The sequence below is a fragment of the Micromonospora sp. NPDC005257 genome, assembly GCF_042872445.1.
Lineage (GTDB): Bacteria > Actinomycetota > Actinomycetes > Mycobacteriales > Micromonosporaceae > Micromonospora.
Map to the genome: position 1 here is coordinate 434,227 of NZ_JBIAKL010000003.1, position 15,698 is coordinate 449,924.

General features: G+C 72.8%; 10 protein-coding genes. 4 read left to right on the top strand and 6 right to left on the bottom strand.

Annotation, left to right across the window (positions count from 1 at the left end):
* The first annotated feature begins 97 nt into the window (after positions 1-97).
* A complete protein-coding gene (locus tag ACFYO8_RS08850) occupies positions 98-1,156 on the top strand; it encodes a LacI family DNA-binding transcriptional regulator (protein WP_354874974.1) in 1,059 nt (352 codons plus the stop codon).
* Here ACFYO8_RS08850 and ACFYO8_RS08855 read toward each other — a convergent pair.
* The 6 genes from ACFYO8_RS08855 to ACFYO8_RS08880 are packed head-to-tail and all read right to left on the bottom strand — an operon-like array spanning position 1,146 to position 11,942.
* Positions 1,146-2,780 (bottom strand): fucose isomerase, encoded by a 1,635-nt coding sequence (locus tag ACFYO8_RS08855; protein WP_354874976.1) that lies wholly within the window; start codon positions 2,778-2,780, stop codon positions 1,146-1,148. The two genes, ACFYO8_RS08850 and ACFYO8_RS08855, sit on opposite strands and share 11 nt — an antisense overlap.
* Positions 2,781-2,833: 53 nt before the next feature.
* Positions 2,834-3,826: a substrate-binding domain-containing protein gene (locus tag ACFYO8_RS08860; protein WP_354874978.1), complete on the bottom strand. Its 993-nt coding sequence runs from the start codon at positions 3,824-3,826 to the stop codon at positions 2,834-2,836.
* A 25-nt stretch (positions 3,827-3,851) separates the two neighbouring features.
* Complete coding sequence (locus ACFYO8_RS08865) at positions 3,852-4,946, bottom strand: ABC transporter permease (protein ID WP_354874980.1); 1,095 nt, start codon at positions 4,944-4,946, stop codon at positions 3,852-3,854.
* Positions 4,943-6,541, bottom strand: coding sequence for a sugar ABC transporter ATP-binding protein (locus tag ACFYO8_RS08870; protein WP_354874982.1), 1,599 nt, complete (start codon positions 6,539-6,541; stop codon positions 4,943-4,945). The genes ACFYO8_RS08865 and ACFYO8_RS08870 overlap by 4 nt, the downstream gene beginning before the upstream one ends.
* Entirely contained in the window at positions 6,538-8,661 is a 2,124-nt protein-coding gene (locus ACFYO8_RS08875; protein ID WP_354874983.1) for a family 43 glycosylhydrolase, read from the bottom strand. Before ACFYO8_RS08875 ends, ACFYO8_RS08870 begins: the two co-directional genes overlap by 4 nt.
* Entirely contained in the window at positions 8,661-11,942 is a 3,282-nt protein-coding gene (locus tag ACFYO8_RS08880; RefSeq protein WP_387256890.1) for a DUF2961 domain-containing protein, read from the bottom strand. The genes ACFYO8_RS08875 and ACFYO8_RS08880 overlap by 1 nt, the downstream gene beginning before the upstream one ends.
* 362 nt (positions 11,943-12,304) lie before the next feature.
* Here ACFYO8_RS08880 and ACFYO8_RS08885 point away from each other — a divergent pair, with 362 nt between their 5' ends.
* From ACFYO8_RS08885 to ACFYO8_RS08895, 3 genes are all read left to right on the top strand, one after another.
* Positions 12,305-13,825 (top strand): FG-GAP-like repeat-containing protein, encoded by a 1,521-nt coding sequence (locus ACFYO8_RS08885; RefSeq protein ID WP_387256892.1) that lies wholly within the window; start codon positions 12,305-12,307, stop codon positions 13,823-13,825.
* A 32-nt stretch (positions 13,826-13,857) separates the two neighbouring features.
* Positions 13,858-14,856, top strand: coding sequence for an esterase family protein (locus ACFYO8_RS08890; protein WP_354874097.1), 999 nt, complete (start codon positions 13,858-13,860; stop codon positions 14,854-14,856).
* A 150-nt stretch (positions 14,857-15,006) separates the two neighbouring features.
* Positions 15,007-15,642 carry an XRE family transcriptional regulator gene (locus ACFYO8_RS08895; protein ID WP_355094987.1) on the top strand — a complete coding sequence of 212 codons (636 nt, stop codon included), beginning with the start codon at positions 15,007-15,009 and terminating at the stop codon, positions 15,640-15,642.
* Positions 15,643-15,698 lie beyond the last annotated feature (56 nt).

Here is a 15,698-nt window from a genome sequence, read left to right on the forward strand (position 1 = left end):
TCCCGCGGTGGCGGTCTCCCTCCGGTGGGTCACGGTCCGACGGGCAGACCGCCATGGCCGGCCGGACCAGACCCGGCGACGGACGACGGGAGCGGCGATGACGACCATCTACGACGTGGCGCGTCGCGCGGGAGTGTCCCCCGCGACCGTCTCCCGCGTCCTCAACGGACGGCCCTCGGTCGACCCCGAGATGGCCGCCCGGGTCCGCCAAGCCGCGCAGGACCTCGACTACCGCCCGAACGCTGTCGCCCGCAGTCTGCGCCGTAGCCGGACCAGCCTCTGGGCGGTCATCATCTCCGACATCGGGAACCCGTTCTTCACCTCGATGGTCCGAGGCGTCGAGGACGTCGCGCAGGAGGCCGGCTTCTCGGTCGTGCTGTGCAACGGCGACGAGGACCCGGAGAAGGAGGCGCGCTACGTCGCGGCGGCCCTGGCCGAACGGATGGCCGGCGTGATCATCTCCTCCTCCGGGAGGCCGGCGCTGATCAACCGGCTGGTGCAGGCCGGCATCCCGGTCGTCGCGATCGACAGGCAACCGCGCGGCGTCGCGGTGGACACCGTGCTCGTGGACAACACCCACGGCGCCGAGCAGGCGACCGCGCACCTGGTGGACGCCGGCTACCGGCGAATCGCCTGCATCACCGGGCCACGCCGGATCTCCACCGCCATGCAGCGGTTGCGGGGCTACCAGCGGGCGCTGAAGGCGAGCGGGTGTCCCGCCGGCGAGGAGCTGATCCGGTACGCCGACTTCCGCGAGGAGGGCGGCTACCGGGCGATGGCGTCGCTGCTGGAGGCCGGTGAGCCGCCCGACGCGGTGTTCGCGGCGAACAACCTGATGACTGTGGGCGCCGTCGAGTGCCTGGTCGACAACGGCATCGGTGTGCCCGACCGGTTCGGCATCGTCGGGTTCGACGACATCCCGTGGGCGCACCTGGTCCGGCCGTCGCTGAGCACCGTCGCGCAGCCCACCTACGACCTCGGACGTACCGCGGCCACGCTGCTCGTCGAGCGGATCGCCGACCCGGTCAAGGCGCCCTCGACCGTGGTGCTCCACACCGAGTTGCGGGTACGCGAGAGCTCCGCCCGGTCGGCCGAGGGTCGCGCCGCCGACCGGCCTCGCCCGCGCGGCGCGGCCGCCGGCTCGCTCAGATCGTGACCTCCCCGCACAGGTGCACGCGTACGCCCAGCTCGGCGAAGAAGGCGGCCTTGACCCGTAGGGCGCGGTCGGCGGTCACGGCGTCCGGGGCGTAGACGACGTTCACGTGGTTGGCCTTGTGCCGGGCCATCAACTGGTCACGGTCCACGCCGTGCAGCACGGCGTGCATGATCGGCCACTGCGGGGTGGTGGCGTCCAGCCGCCGCCGGGTCTCCGCCTCGGGCAGCTCCACCACCGTGCCGCGCCCCAGGTCCACGTGCAGGCCGCCGTCCATCAGGAACACCCGCGACCAGACGATCTCCCCCGGCTTCGACACGCCGCTGAGCGTGCCACCGCCGAGCGGGAAGTACATCGGCGGCTGACGCATGCTGTAGGACCTGTCGTAGCCGCCGTTGTGCGACGCGGGCACCGAGCCGGAGATCTCGAAGACCCAGACGAAGTGCTCGCCGTACCGCTGTCCCCAGCGGATGTCGTGCAGCGTGGTCGCCGGGTCCAGCTCCATCGCGGTCCAGATCCGGTTGGTGATCAGCGAGTCCACCGCGACGCCCTCGTCGACCTCGTTGAAGTGCGGCAGTGCCGCACCCGGGTACAGCTCCCGGGAGCCGTCCCGGCTGGTCACCGGCGGGCGTGCCACGTTGTTCAGCAGCCCTTCGGCCAGGTCGCTGGCCGGCACGGTGTCCTTGAGTCCCTGCTGGTATTGGATCCCCACCGCGTCCAGCCCGAAGTCGTCGGCGATGCGCAGCGCGGCGACGTACATCCGGCACTGGCTCAGCAGCTGGGCCCGGGTCAGCTCGGTGGCCTCGTCGACACCGGTGTGGAACGTCATCCCGGCCGCCTCCAGCCAGGCGAGCACCGCCTCCGCCTCGGCGTCGGGCACCCGCGCCATCTCCGCCACCAGCGCGCTCTGCGAGAGGCGTTCCTTGAACACGCCGATCGGGTTGAGCAACTCGTCGTCGATGATGGCGTTGTACATGCCCATGCAGCCCTCGTCGAAGACGCCGATGACGGCCCGCTCGGCGACGAGCTGCCGGGCCAGCGCCACGCCGAGTTCGACCTCCGCGTCCGGCCGCAGCGCCGGCAGCGGGCGTACGTGGCTCTCGTCGTGCACGACCTCGCCGGTCTCCAGCCACTTCTTCAGGCCGTCGCGTGCCCACTCGTCGGTGAAGTCCTCACTCCACAGCGTCGAGTACCGCACCCCCGCCTTGGTGAGGCTGCCGGCGAGGTTGAGCAGGCCCACCAGGCCGGGGTGCTGCCCGCTCCAGTTCGCCACCAGCAGGATCGGCCCGCGGTGGGCGCGCAGCCCGGCCAGCACGTGGTGGCTGTACTGCCAGACCGCCTCGACCACGATCAGCGGCACGTCCGCCGGGATGCGCCGGAACACCTCGATCCCGGCGCGCTGGCTGTCGATGAAGCCGTGGCCGGTGGCCGGGTCGACGTCGTGCCCGCGCCGCACGTGCCAGCCCAGCGCGGTGACGGCGGCGGCGAGGTCCGCTTCGAGCTTCCGTTGTACGGGCCAGCAGGTGACGTTGGCGCTCAGCCGCAGATCGCCGCTGGCCACCGTGTAGACGGTGCGGGGTGGGGCGGCCGGGCGCTCGACCGGCACGGGCAGGGTGTAACGGGTCACGGACAGCTCCCTCGGTCGGCGGGACGGGGCCTCGGCGGGACGGGACAGGGCGCTCAGCGGCCGCCGAACTTCGCGTACGCCTCGGTGGCGTTCTCCTTGGTGATCCGCATGGTGTCCAGCGTGGTGCTGCGCGGGACGTCCTCGGCGCAGTCGACGAGGATCTTCCGGGCCAGCTCGACCGCCTCCCGGCCGCCGGTGGCGTACTGGAACGTGGCGGCGAGGCGGCCCTGCTCGACGGCCTTGATCCCACCGGAGGGCACCGGCAGCGCGTCGATGCCGGTGAACTTGATCCGCCGCTCGGCGCCCGCCGACTTCGCGGCCAGGTAGGCGCCCTCGGCCATCGGATCGTTGTGCGCGTAGATCGCCGACACGTCCGGGTGGGCCTTGATCAGCGCGTCCGCCACCGACTGGCCCTTCTCCCGCAGCCAGTCGCCGGGCTGGGAGGCGACGATATGGATCTTCGGATTGGCGGCGATGCCGTCGCGGAAGCCCTGCGCGCGCTCGGCGGCGGGCGTCGAGCCGGGCAGCCCGGCGATCTCGATCACCTTGCCGCCGTCCGGCAGCAGCGTCGTGGCGTAGAACTCGCCGGCCGCCCTGCCGATCGCCACGTTGTCGCCGCCGACGAACGCGGTGTACGCCTCCCCCTCGACCTTGCGGTCCAGCACGATCACCGGCACGCCCTGCTCGTACGCCTTCTTCACCACGGCGGTGAGCGGCTTGGCCTCGTTGGGCGAGATGACCAGCAGGTTGATCTTCTGGGTGAGGAAGTTCTCCACGTCGGCGACCTGCTTGCTGTTGTCCTGTGCCGCGTCGGAGAGCACGACGCGGAACCCGGGCACCGACTTCGCCGCCGTCTGCACGTCGTTGTTCATCACCTGCCGGTACGGCTCGGCGTTGTTGGCCTGGGACATGCCGATCAGGAAGTCCTTGCCGGCGCCGCAGGCACGGGCCTGCCCGGCGTCGTCGGACGGTTTCTCCACGCTGCATCCGGTCACCGCCAGCGCGCCGGTGACCAGCAGCGCGAGCAGTCTGGTTCGCTTGTCCACGGGTGGCTCCTCGGTGTCGGTCCGGTCAGGCGAGGCCGCGACGCAGCTTCTGCAACGCCGCGGCGAGCACGATCACCAGTCCTTTGATCAGCAGCTGGACGTTGGCGTCGATGTTGTTGAGCGCGAGGATGTTGTTCAGGATGCCGAGCAGCAGCGCGCCGGCCAGCGTGCCGCCCATCGAGCCGGAGCCGCCGGCCAGGCTGGTGCCGCCGATGACGACGGCGGCTATCGCGTCCAGCTCGTATCCGGCGCCGTCGTTCGGGCTGCCCTGGTTGAGCTGTCCGGCGTGCACGACGCCGGCCACCGCCGCCAGGAGGCCGGCGACGGCGAAGACGGCGACCTTGACCCGGGTCACGGGTACGCCGGAGAGGCGGGCCGCCTTCTCGTTGCCGCCGATCGCGTAGACGTGCCGGGCGAACGCCGTCGTCCGCAGCACCACCACAGCGGCCACCCCGATCAGCACGAACAGCACCGCCGGCACCGGGAGCACCCCGTTTATCGAGCCGTTGAGGAGCTCGAAGGCGGGCGGCGCCTCCTGCGGCCCGTCGCCGTAGGCGATCGGGACGCCGAGGCCGCCGGACCAGATCCGGGCGATGCCCCGCGCGACCTGGAGACCGGCGAGCGTGACGATGAAGGACTGGATGCCGAGGCGGGCCACGGCGTATCCCTGGAGCGCGCCGAAGAGCGCGCCGATCGCGAGCACTGCGGCGACGGCGGGCAGGATGCCGAGCCCGGAGTCGACCATGAGGGTCGCCGTGCCGACGGCCGCGAGGCCGAGGATCGCCCCGACCGACAGGTCGATGCCGCCCAGCAGGACGACGAAGGTCATCCCGATCGCGATGATGCCGATCTCGGAGACCGCGCGGACGATGTTGCCGAGGTTGCCGGCGGTGAGGAAGAGGATCTCGCCGTCCCGGCGCGGTGAGGCGAGGATCGCCACGACGAAGACCACGGGCAGCGCGAAGAGGCTCTGCACCGCGAACAGCCGGTCGACGAGTTCCCGGCGGCTGCGTGGCCGGCGCAGCCAGCGGGCGGCGGCGCCACGCAACCCGACCGTACCGGCGGCGGGCGGCGCCTCGGCCACGGCCGGCTCGGGCGGCGGCACGCGGGTGTCGGTCATCGGGCGTCCCTTCCGGCGGCCGGGCCGCCCATCGCCGCCGCGAGGATGTCCTCGCCGGTGCAGCCGCCGGTGACGCGGTCGGCCACGGCCCGCCCGCGGCGCAGCACCACCACCCGGTCGCAGACGCCGAGCAGCTCCGGCAGCTCCGAGGAGGCGAGCAGGATGCCCACGCCGTCGTCGGCGAGCCGGCGCAGCAGCCGGTAGATCTCTGCCTTCGCTCCGATGTCGACGCCGCGGGTCGGCTCGTCCAGCAGGAGCAGCCGGGGTTCGGTGAGCAGGTGCCGGGCGAAGACGACCTTCTGCTGGTTGCCGCCGGAGAGCGCGCCGACCGGTGTGGCCGCCGACGCGGTCTTGATCGCCAGGTCGGCGACCGACCGCGCGACCGCGGCCCGCTCCCGGCCACGTCTGACGATTCCGGCCGTGGTCAGCCGGGCGAGTGCGGCCAGCACGATGCTGCGGCCGACCGGGTGTGCCAGGACGAGCGCGGAGCGGCGCCGGTCCTCGGGGACGAAGCCGACGCCGGCGCGCAGCGCCGCGCGGGGGCCGCGCGGAGCGTACGGGCGGCCGGCCAGCCGGACCGTGCCGGTACGGAGGCCGACGGGTCCGGCGCCGAAGAGCGTCTCCAGCAGCTCGGTACGGCCGGCGCCCATGAGGCCGGCCAGCCCGACGATCTCCCCGGCCCGTACGGTCAGGCTGATGCCGTCCGGCTCGCAGCGGCCGGGCCGGGGCGAGCGGGGACGCACGGCCAGGCCGGCGAGTTCGAGCAGCGGCTCGCCCCGCCCACCGGGGCGGCCGGCCGCGTCGCCCGGCGCGGGCGCGAACAGCGAGGTGGCCCGTTCGCCGACCATCATCGCGACGATCCGCCGCCGGTCCATCCGCCCGGCGGGTACGACACCGGCGACCGAGCCGTTGCGCAGCACCGTCGCGCGGTCGGCGACGACCTCGATCTCCTCCATCCGGTGGGAGATGTAGACGACGCCGACTCCCCGGCGGCGCAGGCCGTCGATGGTGGCGAACAACCGCCGTACCTCCCCGTCGGCGAGGGCGGCCGTCGGCTCGTCCATGACCAGCACGCGGGCGTCCAGGGCGAGCGCCTTGGCGATCTCGACGAGTTGCTGCTCCCCCACGCGCAGCGAGCCGACCGGGCGGCGCGGGTCGATGTCGGCGCCGAGCCGGCCGAGGTGCTCGCGCGCGGTACGGGCCGCGGCCCGCCGGTCGAGCGTGCGCAGCCGGGTCCGGGGTTCCCGCCCGAGCACCAGGTTGTCGGCGACCGACAGCGCGGGCACCAGGTCGAGTTCCTGGTGGATGGTCGCGATGCCGGCGGCCTGGGCGGCGGCGGGCCCGGTGAACCGTACCGGCGCCCCGTCGACGGTGACCTCTCCGTCGTAGTCGGTGACGACACCGGAGAGGATGTTGATCAAGGTGGACTTGCCCGCGCCGTTCTCGCCGAGCAGCGCGTGCACCTCGCCGGCCCGGACGTCGAAGTCGACGCCGTCGAGGGCGGTCACGCCGCCGAACCGCTTGGCCACGCCGGTCGCGGCGACGACCACCCGGCCGTTCCGGTGCGGCGCGTCGCCGATGCCCGCGCCCGTCATGGGATCGCGTTGATCGCGGCGTGTGCGGCGTCGGCGGACGTCACGTCCCGCCGGACCCCGCTCGCGGTGAGGCGCCAGGTGCCGCCCGCGTACTGGCCGGGCGCCCAGGACAGGCCGCCGTCGCGCCACAACGGCTGCCAGGCCGCCATCGCGTGGCCGGCGTCGTACCAGGTGTTGTCGCCGCGCCAGGCCGAGCCCCACCGGTGCACGGCGACCACCGAGAGCCCGTCGCCGGTGCTCATCGTCCAGCGCGGCATCCCGGTGACGTCACCTGTCGGCCGCGCCTCCACCGCCGGGTCGCCGACCGCCGGGAGCGCGCCGTCGATGTTGAACGCCACCTCCCACACCGCCGCTGTCGGCCACCCGTTCACCGACCAGGTGACGTCGCTCTGCAACGCGGGGCCGGTCCACCGGGGCGCGACGGTGAGCAGCCAGTCGGCGGTGACCGGCTCGTCGCCGAACGGGATGCCGACCAGGTTGATCCGGGAGCCGTCGGCCGACACGTCGACCCGGGCCGGGGCGCCGGCCCGGTCGGTCACGTCGAACCGGCCGACCGCGAGGTACGGGCCGGTGCCCCGGTGCGACGAGTCCAGCGCGGGCCGGTAGTTGCCCGCCCCGGCCGGGTCCACCGCCAGCGCGGCGATCCGGGCGCTGGGCCAGGTGCGCACGTCGGCGCGGAGGAAACCGGTGGTCACCGTCCAGCCGCGCGCCACCACGCCGGTCGACCAGGTCAGCGGCGCCAGCCACAGCCCGCCCTGGCCCCAGCCCGCGTGGGTCAGGTACCAGTTCGAGCCGTCCACCACGACCTCGGCGGCGTGCGCGTCCAGCACCGTCACCTTCTCCGCGCCGTCGAAGCGCAGCGGGTCGCGACTGCGGTAGACGGCCGTGCGCCGGTACGCCGCGCCGTAGTCGGTGCCGTCGCAGCAGACGAAGAGGTACCACCAGTCGCCCCGGCGCACCACGAACGGCGACTCGGTCTGCCCGCCCGCCCGGCCGGTCTGCGGCGAGGTGTACGCGATCGCACGGCCGCTCCACGACCGCAGGTCGGTGCTGGTCCGGTACGCCACGACGTGGTTGCCGCCGGACGGGCTGGACGTGGCCGTGTAGTACATGACCCAGCGGTCGCCCACCCGGGTCACCATCGGGTCGCGGCCCTCCCACCCGTCGGTGAACAGCGGGTTGGCGGAACTGCGGGTCCAGGTGAACAGGTCGGTCGAGGTGGCCAGGTGCATGCGGTACCGGGCGTAGTCCGGGTTCCCGGCGGCGTAGAACATGTAGTAGACGCCGTTGTGGTGGATCACGTGCGGGGCCCAGACCCACTGCTCCCCGGCCCCCGGGTCGGCGGTCAGCGCCACCGGCCGTTTCGTCCACGGGCCGGTCGGGGTGGGCGCGGTGGCGTGCCCGAAGACCTTCTCGTCCTGCGGCGCTCCGGGTTCGGCGTGGGTGATGCCGAACAGGTGCCACACGCCGGTCTGCTGGTGCCGCACCAGCGTGTGGTCGTTGTAGTACCAGGTCGTCGACTCGCCCGCGCTCGGGTCGTAGACGCGGGTGGACCCGCCCCGCGCCGGTGTCTCGCCGAGCGTCTCGTACGGGGTGGTGGTGACCGCCGCCAGCGGGCCGACGCGGCGCAGCGTCACCGTGTCCAGCCCGGCGAAGAAGCCGGTCGAGGGCCCCGCGCGGCCGGTCACGGTGACCGTGAGGCGGTGCGTGCCGGTCGCCAGGGACGCCGAGCCCAGCGGCACGGCACCGGTGCGCTGCACCGCACCCGCGTACCCGTCGAAGAGCTGGCCGACCGCCACCCCGTCGACGGCGAAGCGCAGCATCCCGTAGTCGCCGGCGCGGGTGAGCACGGCGCCGAGGTCGTACTGCCCGGCCGGCACCGACGGCAGGGTGAGCGTCACCGAGTCCCCGGCCCGGTCGGCGCGGAACCACAGTTGCCGGCCGCCGGACCAGCTCACCCCGCAGCAGTCGGCCTGCACCTCGGCCGGGGCGGTCGCGGAGACGACAGCGAGGGACTCGGCTTCGAGGCGTACCGGGTCGTCGGCCGGGGCCGGCGCGGCCGGGACGGCGGCCAGGGCCGCCCCGAGCAGGAGCACCGCGAGCACACGTCGGGCGCGCATCACGACACGCTCGGGCGGGGCAGGTCGGCGCCGGGGGCGAACTGGTCGTGCCAGCGGTCGCCCGGCGGCCCGAACCCACCTCCGGTGGAGGGCGCGACGAACACGTCGGCGGTGAGCCCTCGGGTGAACGTCACCACGTCGGCGCGCCCGTCGCCGGTGAAGTCCCCCAACCCTGGTAGTTCGTCGCCGAAGGCGAAGTGGTCGTGCCACTTCCAGGAGTCCTGCACGAAGCGGGTGCCGTCGGACAGCGACACGAACACGTCACCGGTCGTGCCTCTGGTGAACGTGACGACGTCGTCGCGGCCGTCGCCGTCCACGTCGCCCACCGCCGGCAGCTCGCCGCCGAGGGCGAAGTGGTCGTGCCACTTCCAGCCGTCCTCCACGAAGCGGGTGCCGTCGGACAGCGACACGAACACGTCACCGGTCGTACCCCTGGTGAACGTGAGGATGTCGTCGCGGCCGTCGCCGTCCACGTCGCCCACCGCCGGGAACTCGTCGCCGAGGGCGAAGTGGTCGTGCCACTTGACCCCGGGTCCGAAGCCCGAGCCGGTGGAGAGCGCCACGTAGACATCGGCCGCCGCGCCGCGGGTGAAGGTGATGATGTCGGTACGCCCGTCGCCGTTGACGTCGCCGACGGCGGGGATCTCGGCGCCGACGGCGAAGAAGTCGTGCCATTTCGCTCCGGCGGCGTAGCCGGTGCCGGTGGAGAGGCCGACGTACACGTCGGCGCTGTCGCCCCGGGTGAAGGTGATGATGTCGGCGCGGCCGTCGCCGTTGACGTCGCCGGTGAGCGGCACCTCCGCGTCGACGGCGAAGAAGTCGTTCCACGGCCGGCTGTCCGGCACGAAACGGGTGCCGTCGGACAGCGATGTGAACACGTCGGCGGCGCCGCCGCGGGTGAAGTCGACAGCGTCGTCACGCCGGTCGCCGTTGGCGTCGCTCGTGTTGCGGCCCCGGGTGGTGGCGGAGACCTCGGCCGACGGTGCCGCGGCGTTGCCCGACCCGTCGACTGCCACGACCCGGTAGTAGCGGGTCTGGCCGGCGGGCAGCGGCCCGTGCCGGAACGCGGTGACGCGCGTCGTACCGGCCAGGTTGGCGGCGGTGACGGTCACCCCCGGGTTCGGGGACGCGTAGACCCGGTAGGAGACGACACCGACGTCGTCGGTGGACGGGGACCAGGACAGCCCCAGCGCGTGCACGCGCCCGCCGGCCAGGGCGAGGCCGGCGACCGGCGCCGGGGCGGCGGTGTCGGTGAACGGCGTCACCATGCTGTCGGCCAGGTACCGGGCGGCGGTCCAGGGCGGCGTGCCGGCCGCCGGGGTGAGCTGGACGGTGACCGAGGACCGGCCCGCCGTCAGCGCCGCGGGCAGCACGAACTCGTCGGCCAGCCAGCGTTGCCGGTCGTTGCCCAGCGGCTGGAGCCACACCCCGGCCGGGTTGCCGTCCACCGACACGGCCGCCTGCTGGTAGCCGCCGGCCTGGTCGCCGTGGCGGCGCAGCCGTACTCCCTGGTTGGCCGGGTCGATCGCGAGCCGGAAGCGGACCGGGGCCGACGTGGCGCGGACCTGGCCGGTCTGCGGGAGGTTGTCGTCGTCGCCCTCGAAGCTCGCGGTGAGCGTGGTCTGGGTGGCCGCCGAGTCGCTGTAGGCGTGCGCGGCGCGGCTGGCGGCGTCGCCGGTGACGAGGGTGTCGGTCCGGCGCGTGGTCACGGTGCGCTGGGTGTAGAGGAACGCGGTCGAGGCGTACTCGGCCGGCATGTCGTTCGCCGGTCCGTGCTCGATGCCGAAGCGCAGCGCGGCGCCGTACGCGACCGCGTCGCCGATCATCAGCCGGTACGCGGCGTCGCACTCGTCGGCGCATCCGCCGCCGCGTACCAGGTGCGCGGTGTTGCCGGTGAAGACGCCGCTGTACTCGCCGCGGTTGAAGTACCACCCCGACTCGTAGAAGTCCTCGGTGCCGGTGCCGTGGATCTGCGGTGTCGGCGACCCGTCCACGTACACCCGCTCGTCGCCCTCCAGGTAGTTGCGGGTGTTGCCGCCGACGATGTGGCCGCGCATGGTCTGCGAGACGCCCACGAACCGGCCCCGCCCGGACTGGTCGGCGATGATCCAGTCGGCACCGCCGACCGTCTCCGCGCGCCGCGACTGGGTGGTGAAGTAGCCGGAGCTGCCGTCGGCGGCGAGCCGGGACGTCCACTCGGCGCCGGGTGCCGAGGTCACCTCGACCTCGACGCCGCCGACGGTGGTGCCGGTCGTGTTGACGAGCGTCAGGGCGGCGGCGGTGCGGAACGGCATCGGCCACCAGGCGCTGTACCAGCCGCCGGGCGCGGGGTCCATGGCGAACATCAGCGACCGGACGCTGCGCTCGCCCAGCCCGCCGCCGAAGAACTCACCGACCGGGCTGTCCACGGTGGTCCGCCCGTCGAAGGTCATCCGCAGGCGCAGTCCGGCGAGCGTCGGGGCGCCGGCCGCGGCGTCGGGTACGCGCAGCTGCAGCGCGGTGATCGCCCGCGGCCCGGTCAGGGCGGCGACTGACACCTGCCCCCGCGCCGGGGCGGTGACCGCCGCGCGGGTGGTGGAGGCGCCGGCCTGAGCGGGCTTCGGGTCTCGGGTGCCGGCGGCGCGCAGCAGGGCGACCACGTCGGCGGCCGGGTCGGCCGGGTCGAACCGGGACACCCCGGCCGCGTCGGCGAAGGTGCGGTAGGTGACGTGGTGGAAGAGCGGGTTGTTCTGCGTGGTGATCCGCATGGACTCCCGGTACGGCATCGGCACCTTGACCGTGACGCCGCCGGAGGTCTGGTCGGCGGTGCTGACGAGGGGCGCGACGAAGGGGCTGCCGAGGCGCCCGTCCACCAGGGCCTGGAGGTCGGCCTGGACGACGACGCCGTCGAGTTCGACGCGGATCCAGCCGGTGGCCCGGACGTTGCCGTCGTCGCGGGTGAACCAGATGGACTGCACCTCGCCGGGGCCGCGCGCCTCGGCGATCACGCAGCCGTCGCTGCGGCGCAGGCAGGACCAGGTGCCGACGAAGCCGTCGTCGTTGGAGCCGTCGCGGCCGAAGCTGGAGAACTGGTGCGTACGGGTGCCGGCGGCCAGCTCCGGCAGGCGGTCGAGCCGCCGGTAGGCGTCCCAGCCGACCGGGCCCTTGTCGTCGGCGACGGCGAGGGCGGGGGCGAGCGCCGGCGCGGCGGCCGGTGTGGCGGCGGACGAGGTCGCGGGCACGGCCACGGCCAGCAGCGCGACTGCTGCGGCGCCGGCCCAACGGAGGATGCGAAGCCTCATCGGTGTCCCTTCCGAGCGGCCGTGCGAGCGACGAGAAATCGATTGCTGGGGAGTTAACTGCCAGACTTCCACGGTTGTCAATACCTTCGGTCCGGCTTTCCCCCGGCCGGGCGGCCCGCGCCCCGCGAAGCCGACGGTGAAGGAAGTTTTCCACCGGTCGAGCCACCCCGGCGGGTATTGACAGACGCCGAAGCGTGCGGTTTCACTTCTCCTCAGCGTCGCCCGTCCCGCCGATCGGGACGAGACGCCGCCTCCTCCGACGTGACCTGTCAGGGCCCGCGCCCATCGCGGCACCGGCCCCTGCCCCGACGTGCCCACGCGCCGCTTCCGACCGTGCATCCCCTCCGGTGAGGAGTCACCGCATGTCCAGGTTCCCGAAACGTGCCGCCCGGCGCGCCCTCGTCGCGCTGCTCACCCTGGCCGCCGCCACCCTCACCGCGGTGACGGCCACCCCGTCACCGGCGATGGCGGCGCCGAACTTCAAGGCGCCGTTCCCCTGCGGGCAGCGGTGGACGTACAGCCACCACAGCGCCGAGGTACGGCAGGCACTGGACTTCGTCCGCAGCGACGGCACCACCGGCGGTACGCCCCAGGTGGCGTCCGCCGCCGGGGTCGCCCGGCGCTACTCGCAGCCCAGCGGCGCCGGCAACTACATCGTCATCGACCACGGCGGCGGGTGGACCACCTACTACTTCCATCTCAGCGCCTATTCGGTGCCCGACGGCGCCTACGTGCAGCAGGGGCAGCAGATCGGGATCACCGGCAGCACCGGCAACTCCTCCGGCGCGCACGTGCACTACGAGCAGCTCTACGACGGCGTCGGGCAGGTCATCTCGATAAACGGGGTCTCGCTCGCGCCGTATCCGGGGCAGTACAACCAGAGGTTCCTGGTCAGCGACAACTGCGGCACGCCGTCACCGACGCCGGCCCGGTATTTCGGTGGGTCGCCCACCGACTTCACCGGTGACGGCCGTGACGACGTGGTCACGTTCACCCACGGTTCGCTGGCCGACGCCTACGTCGCCACCTCGACGGGTTCGTCGTTCGCGGGTACGTCGGTGAAATGGCACGACTGGTTCGCCCTGTCCGGAGAAACCCCCCTGACCGGAGACGTCAACGGCGACGGACGCGACGACGCCATCGTGTTCACCCACGGCACCGACGCCGACGTCTACGTCGCCCTGTCCACCGGAACATCCTTCGCCCCCTCCACCAAATGGCACGACTGGTTCGCCCCCGGCACCGAAGTCCCCGCCATCGGCGACGTCAACGGCGACGGACGAGACGACATCATCACCTTCACCCACGACACCAACGCCGACGTCTACGTCGCCCTGTCCACCGGCACCAGCTTCACCGGCACCGCCGTCAAATGGCACGACTACTTCTCCATCGGCGGCGAATACCCCGCCCTCGGCGACGTCAACGGCGACGGCCGCGACGACATCATCACCTTCACCCAAGGCCCCGCCTCCGCATCCGACGTCATCGTCGCCCTGTCCACCGGCACCACCTTCGGCCCACCCCAGAAATGGCACGACCTGTTCGCCGTCGGCACCGAACAACCCCGCGTCGGCGACATCAACGGCGACGGCAAAGACGACATCGTCACCTTCACCTGCAACCCCGACGCCGACGTCTACGCCGCCACCTCCACCGGCACCACCTTCACCGGCACCACCGTCAAATGGCACGACTTCTTCTGCCTCACCGGCGAATTCCCCTACCTCGGCGACACCAACGGCGACGGCAAAGACGACCTCATCGTCTTCACCAAAAACACCACAAACGACATCTACGTCGCCCTGTCCACCGGCACCACCTTCGGCCCCTCCAGCAAATGGCACGACTACTTCGGCCTCACCGGCGAAACCACCCTCTGACCCCCGAACGTCACCGAGTCCCAGGAGGACCCATGTCGCACGACCGGACCGCTCCCCCCACCGTGAGCCGCCGCCGGCTGCTCACCGGCGCCGCCGCGGTCGCGGCGACCGGCGCCCTCGCCGGCGCCTTCACCGCGCCGTCCGCGGCGAGCGCCGCCGCCCGCGACGGGTACGGCCTGCGCATCGTCGCCCGCAACGAGAACGGCGGCCGGTTGCAGTACTTCCGCTTCGCCACGGACGCGATCGAGTGGGACCCCGCGGTCAACGTGCTGCTGCCCGACGGCTACCACACCAGCGGCAAGCGCTACCCGGTGCTGTACCTGCTGCACGGCGGGCGGCAGGACTTCCGCACGTTCCACCTCCAGGACAACATCATCAACCTGACCGCCGGCCGCGAGATCATCGTGGTCATGCCGGACGCCTCCACCGGCTGGTACTCCAACCCGGTCAGCAGCAACGCCGGGCCGCGCAACTGGGAGACGTTCCACATGGCCCAGTTGCTGCCGTGGATCGAGGCCAACTTCCGCACGTTCCCGGAGTACGACGGGCGCGCGGTGGCCGGCTTCTCGATGGGCGGCTTCGGGGCGCTCAAGTACACCGCGAAGTACTACGGCCACTTCTGCTCGGTCAGCTCCCACTCCGGGCCGGCGAGCCTGCGCCGGGACTTCGGTCTCGTCGTGCACTGGGCCAATGTCACCTCGGCCGCGTTCGACCTCGGCGGCGGCACCGTCTACGGCGCGCCCCTGTGGGACGAGGCCCGGGTCAGCGCGGACAACCCGGTCGAGCGCATCGAGAGCTACCGCAACAAGCGGATCTTCCTGGCCGCCGGCACCTCACCCGACCCGATCAACTGGTTCGACCAGGCCAACGAGGGTCAGGTGCTGGCCGGGCAGCGCGAGTTCCGCAGCCTGCTCGGCCGGGCCGGCATCCCGCACGAGTGGCGGGAGGTGCCGGGCGGCCACTACTTCCGCCACGAGTTGTTCGTCCAGGACCTCGCCGGCATGCTCGGCCGGCTGCGCCGCGCCGGCTGACCCGTCCACCAGGGATGACGTGGCGGAGACGCACCGGCGGTGATCGGAATTGACGGCGCATCCCCCTCGCACATTCGCCGGGATGTTCGATAGCATCGAACATCCCGGGCGGGTCCCCCGCCACCGCGACAGGAGGTCCCCGTGCGGCCCATGGACAGTCAGCCGCCGTCGGAGCAGGCCGGCTCCGGTGGCGTACCGGACGAGAGCACCCCGGCGGGCGTGGTGGGCGGCCGGATCCGGCGCTACCGCAAGGAGCGCGGCCTGACGCTGCGCGGCCTGGCCTCCCGCTCCGGGCTGTCCATCGGCTTCCTGTCCCAGGTCGAGCGCGGCATCTCCTCGATCGGCCTGACCGCGCTGGGCAGCGTCGCCAAGGCGCTCGACCGGTCGGTGGCCGACTTCTTCGACGCCGGCACCCCCTCGCCGGACAGCACCGTCTCCTCGCTCCCCCGGCACTTCACGCTGACCAGGGCGGAGACATCGGCCACGCAGTACGTGTCCGGGCAGCAGACCTACCGCATGCTCTCCGACCGGGGCCCGGACCTGGTGCTGGAGCCGATGCTCGTGCACATCGCGCCGGGTGGGCGGCGGGAGAACGCGTACGGCCACCGGGGCGAGGAGTTCGCCTACGTCATCTCCGGCGAGCTGCTCTACGAGGTCGAGGGCGTGGAGCACCGGCTGTTCCCGGGTGACAGCGTGCACCTGCGCTCGTCGGTGCCGCACCAGCTCTACAACGACACCGACACGGTGACGACTGTGGTCTCGGTGGTCACGCCCCGACTGTTCTGACGGCCGCACCGGGCACGAAGAATCGCCCTCCGTGTTCACCTACGTGAAATCGGAGG

Excerpts from the sequence above, each read along its gene's own strand:
- ACFYO8_RS08850 (WP_354874974.1), top strand. The coding sequence starts at position 98 with ATGACGACCATCTACGACGTGGCGCGTCGCGCGGGAGTGTCCCCCGCG.
- ACFYO8_RS08875 (WP_354874983.1), bottom strand. The coding sequence starts at position 8,661 with ATGCGCGCCCGACGTGTGCTCGCGGTGCTCCTGCTCGGGGCGGCCCTG.
- ACFYO8_RS08895 (WP_355094987.1), top strand. The coding sequence starts at position 15,007 with ATGGACAGTCAGCCGCCGTCGGAGCAGGCCGGCTCCGGTGGCGTACCG.
- ACFYO8_RS08880 (WP_387256890.1), bottom strand. The coding sequence starts at position 11,942 with ATGAGGCTTCGCATCCTCCGTTGGGCCGGCGCCGCAGCAGTCGCGCTG.
- ACFYO8_RS08890 (WP_354874097.1), top strand. The coding sequence starts at position 13,858 with ATGTCGCACGACCGGACCGCTCCCCCCACCGTGAGCCGCCGCCGGCTG.
- ACFYO8_RS08885 (WP_387256892.1), top strand. The coding sequence starts at position 12,305 with ATGTCCAGGTTCCCGAAACGTGCCGCCCGGCGCGCCCTCGTCGCGCTG.
- ACFYO8_RS08865 (WP_354874980.1), bottom strand. The coding sequence starts at position 4,946 with ATGACCGACACCCGCGTGCCGCCGCCCGAGCCGGCCGTGGCCGAGGCG.
- ACFYO8_RS08870 (WP_354874982.1), bottom strand. The coding sequence starts at position 6,541 with ATGACGGGCGCGGGCATCGGCGACGCGCCGCACCGGAACGGCCGGGTG.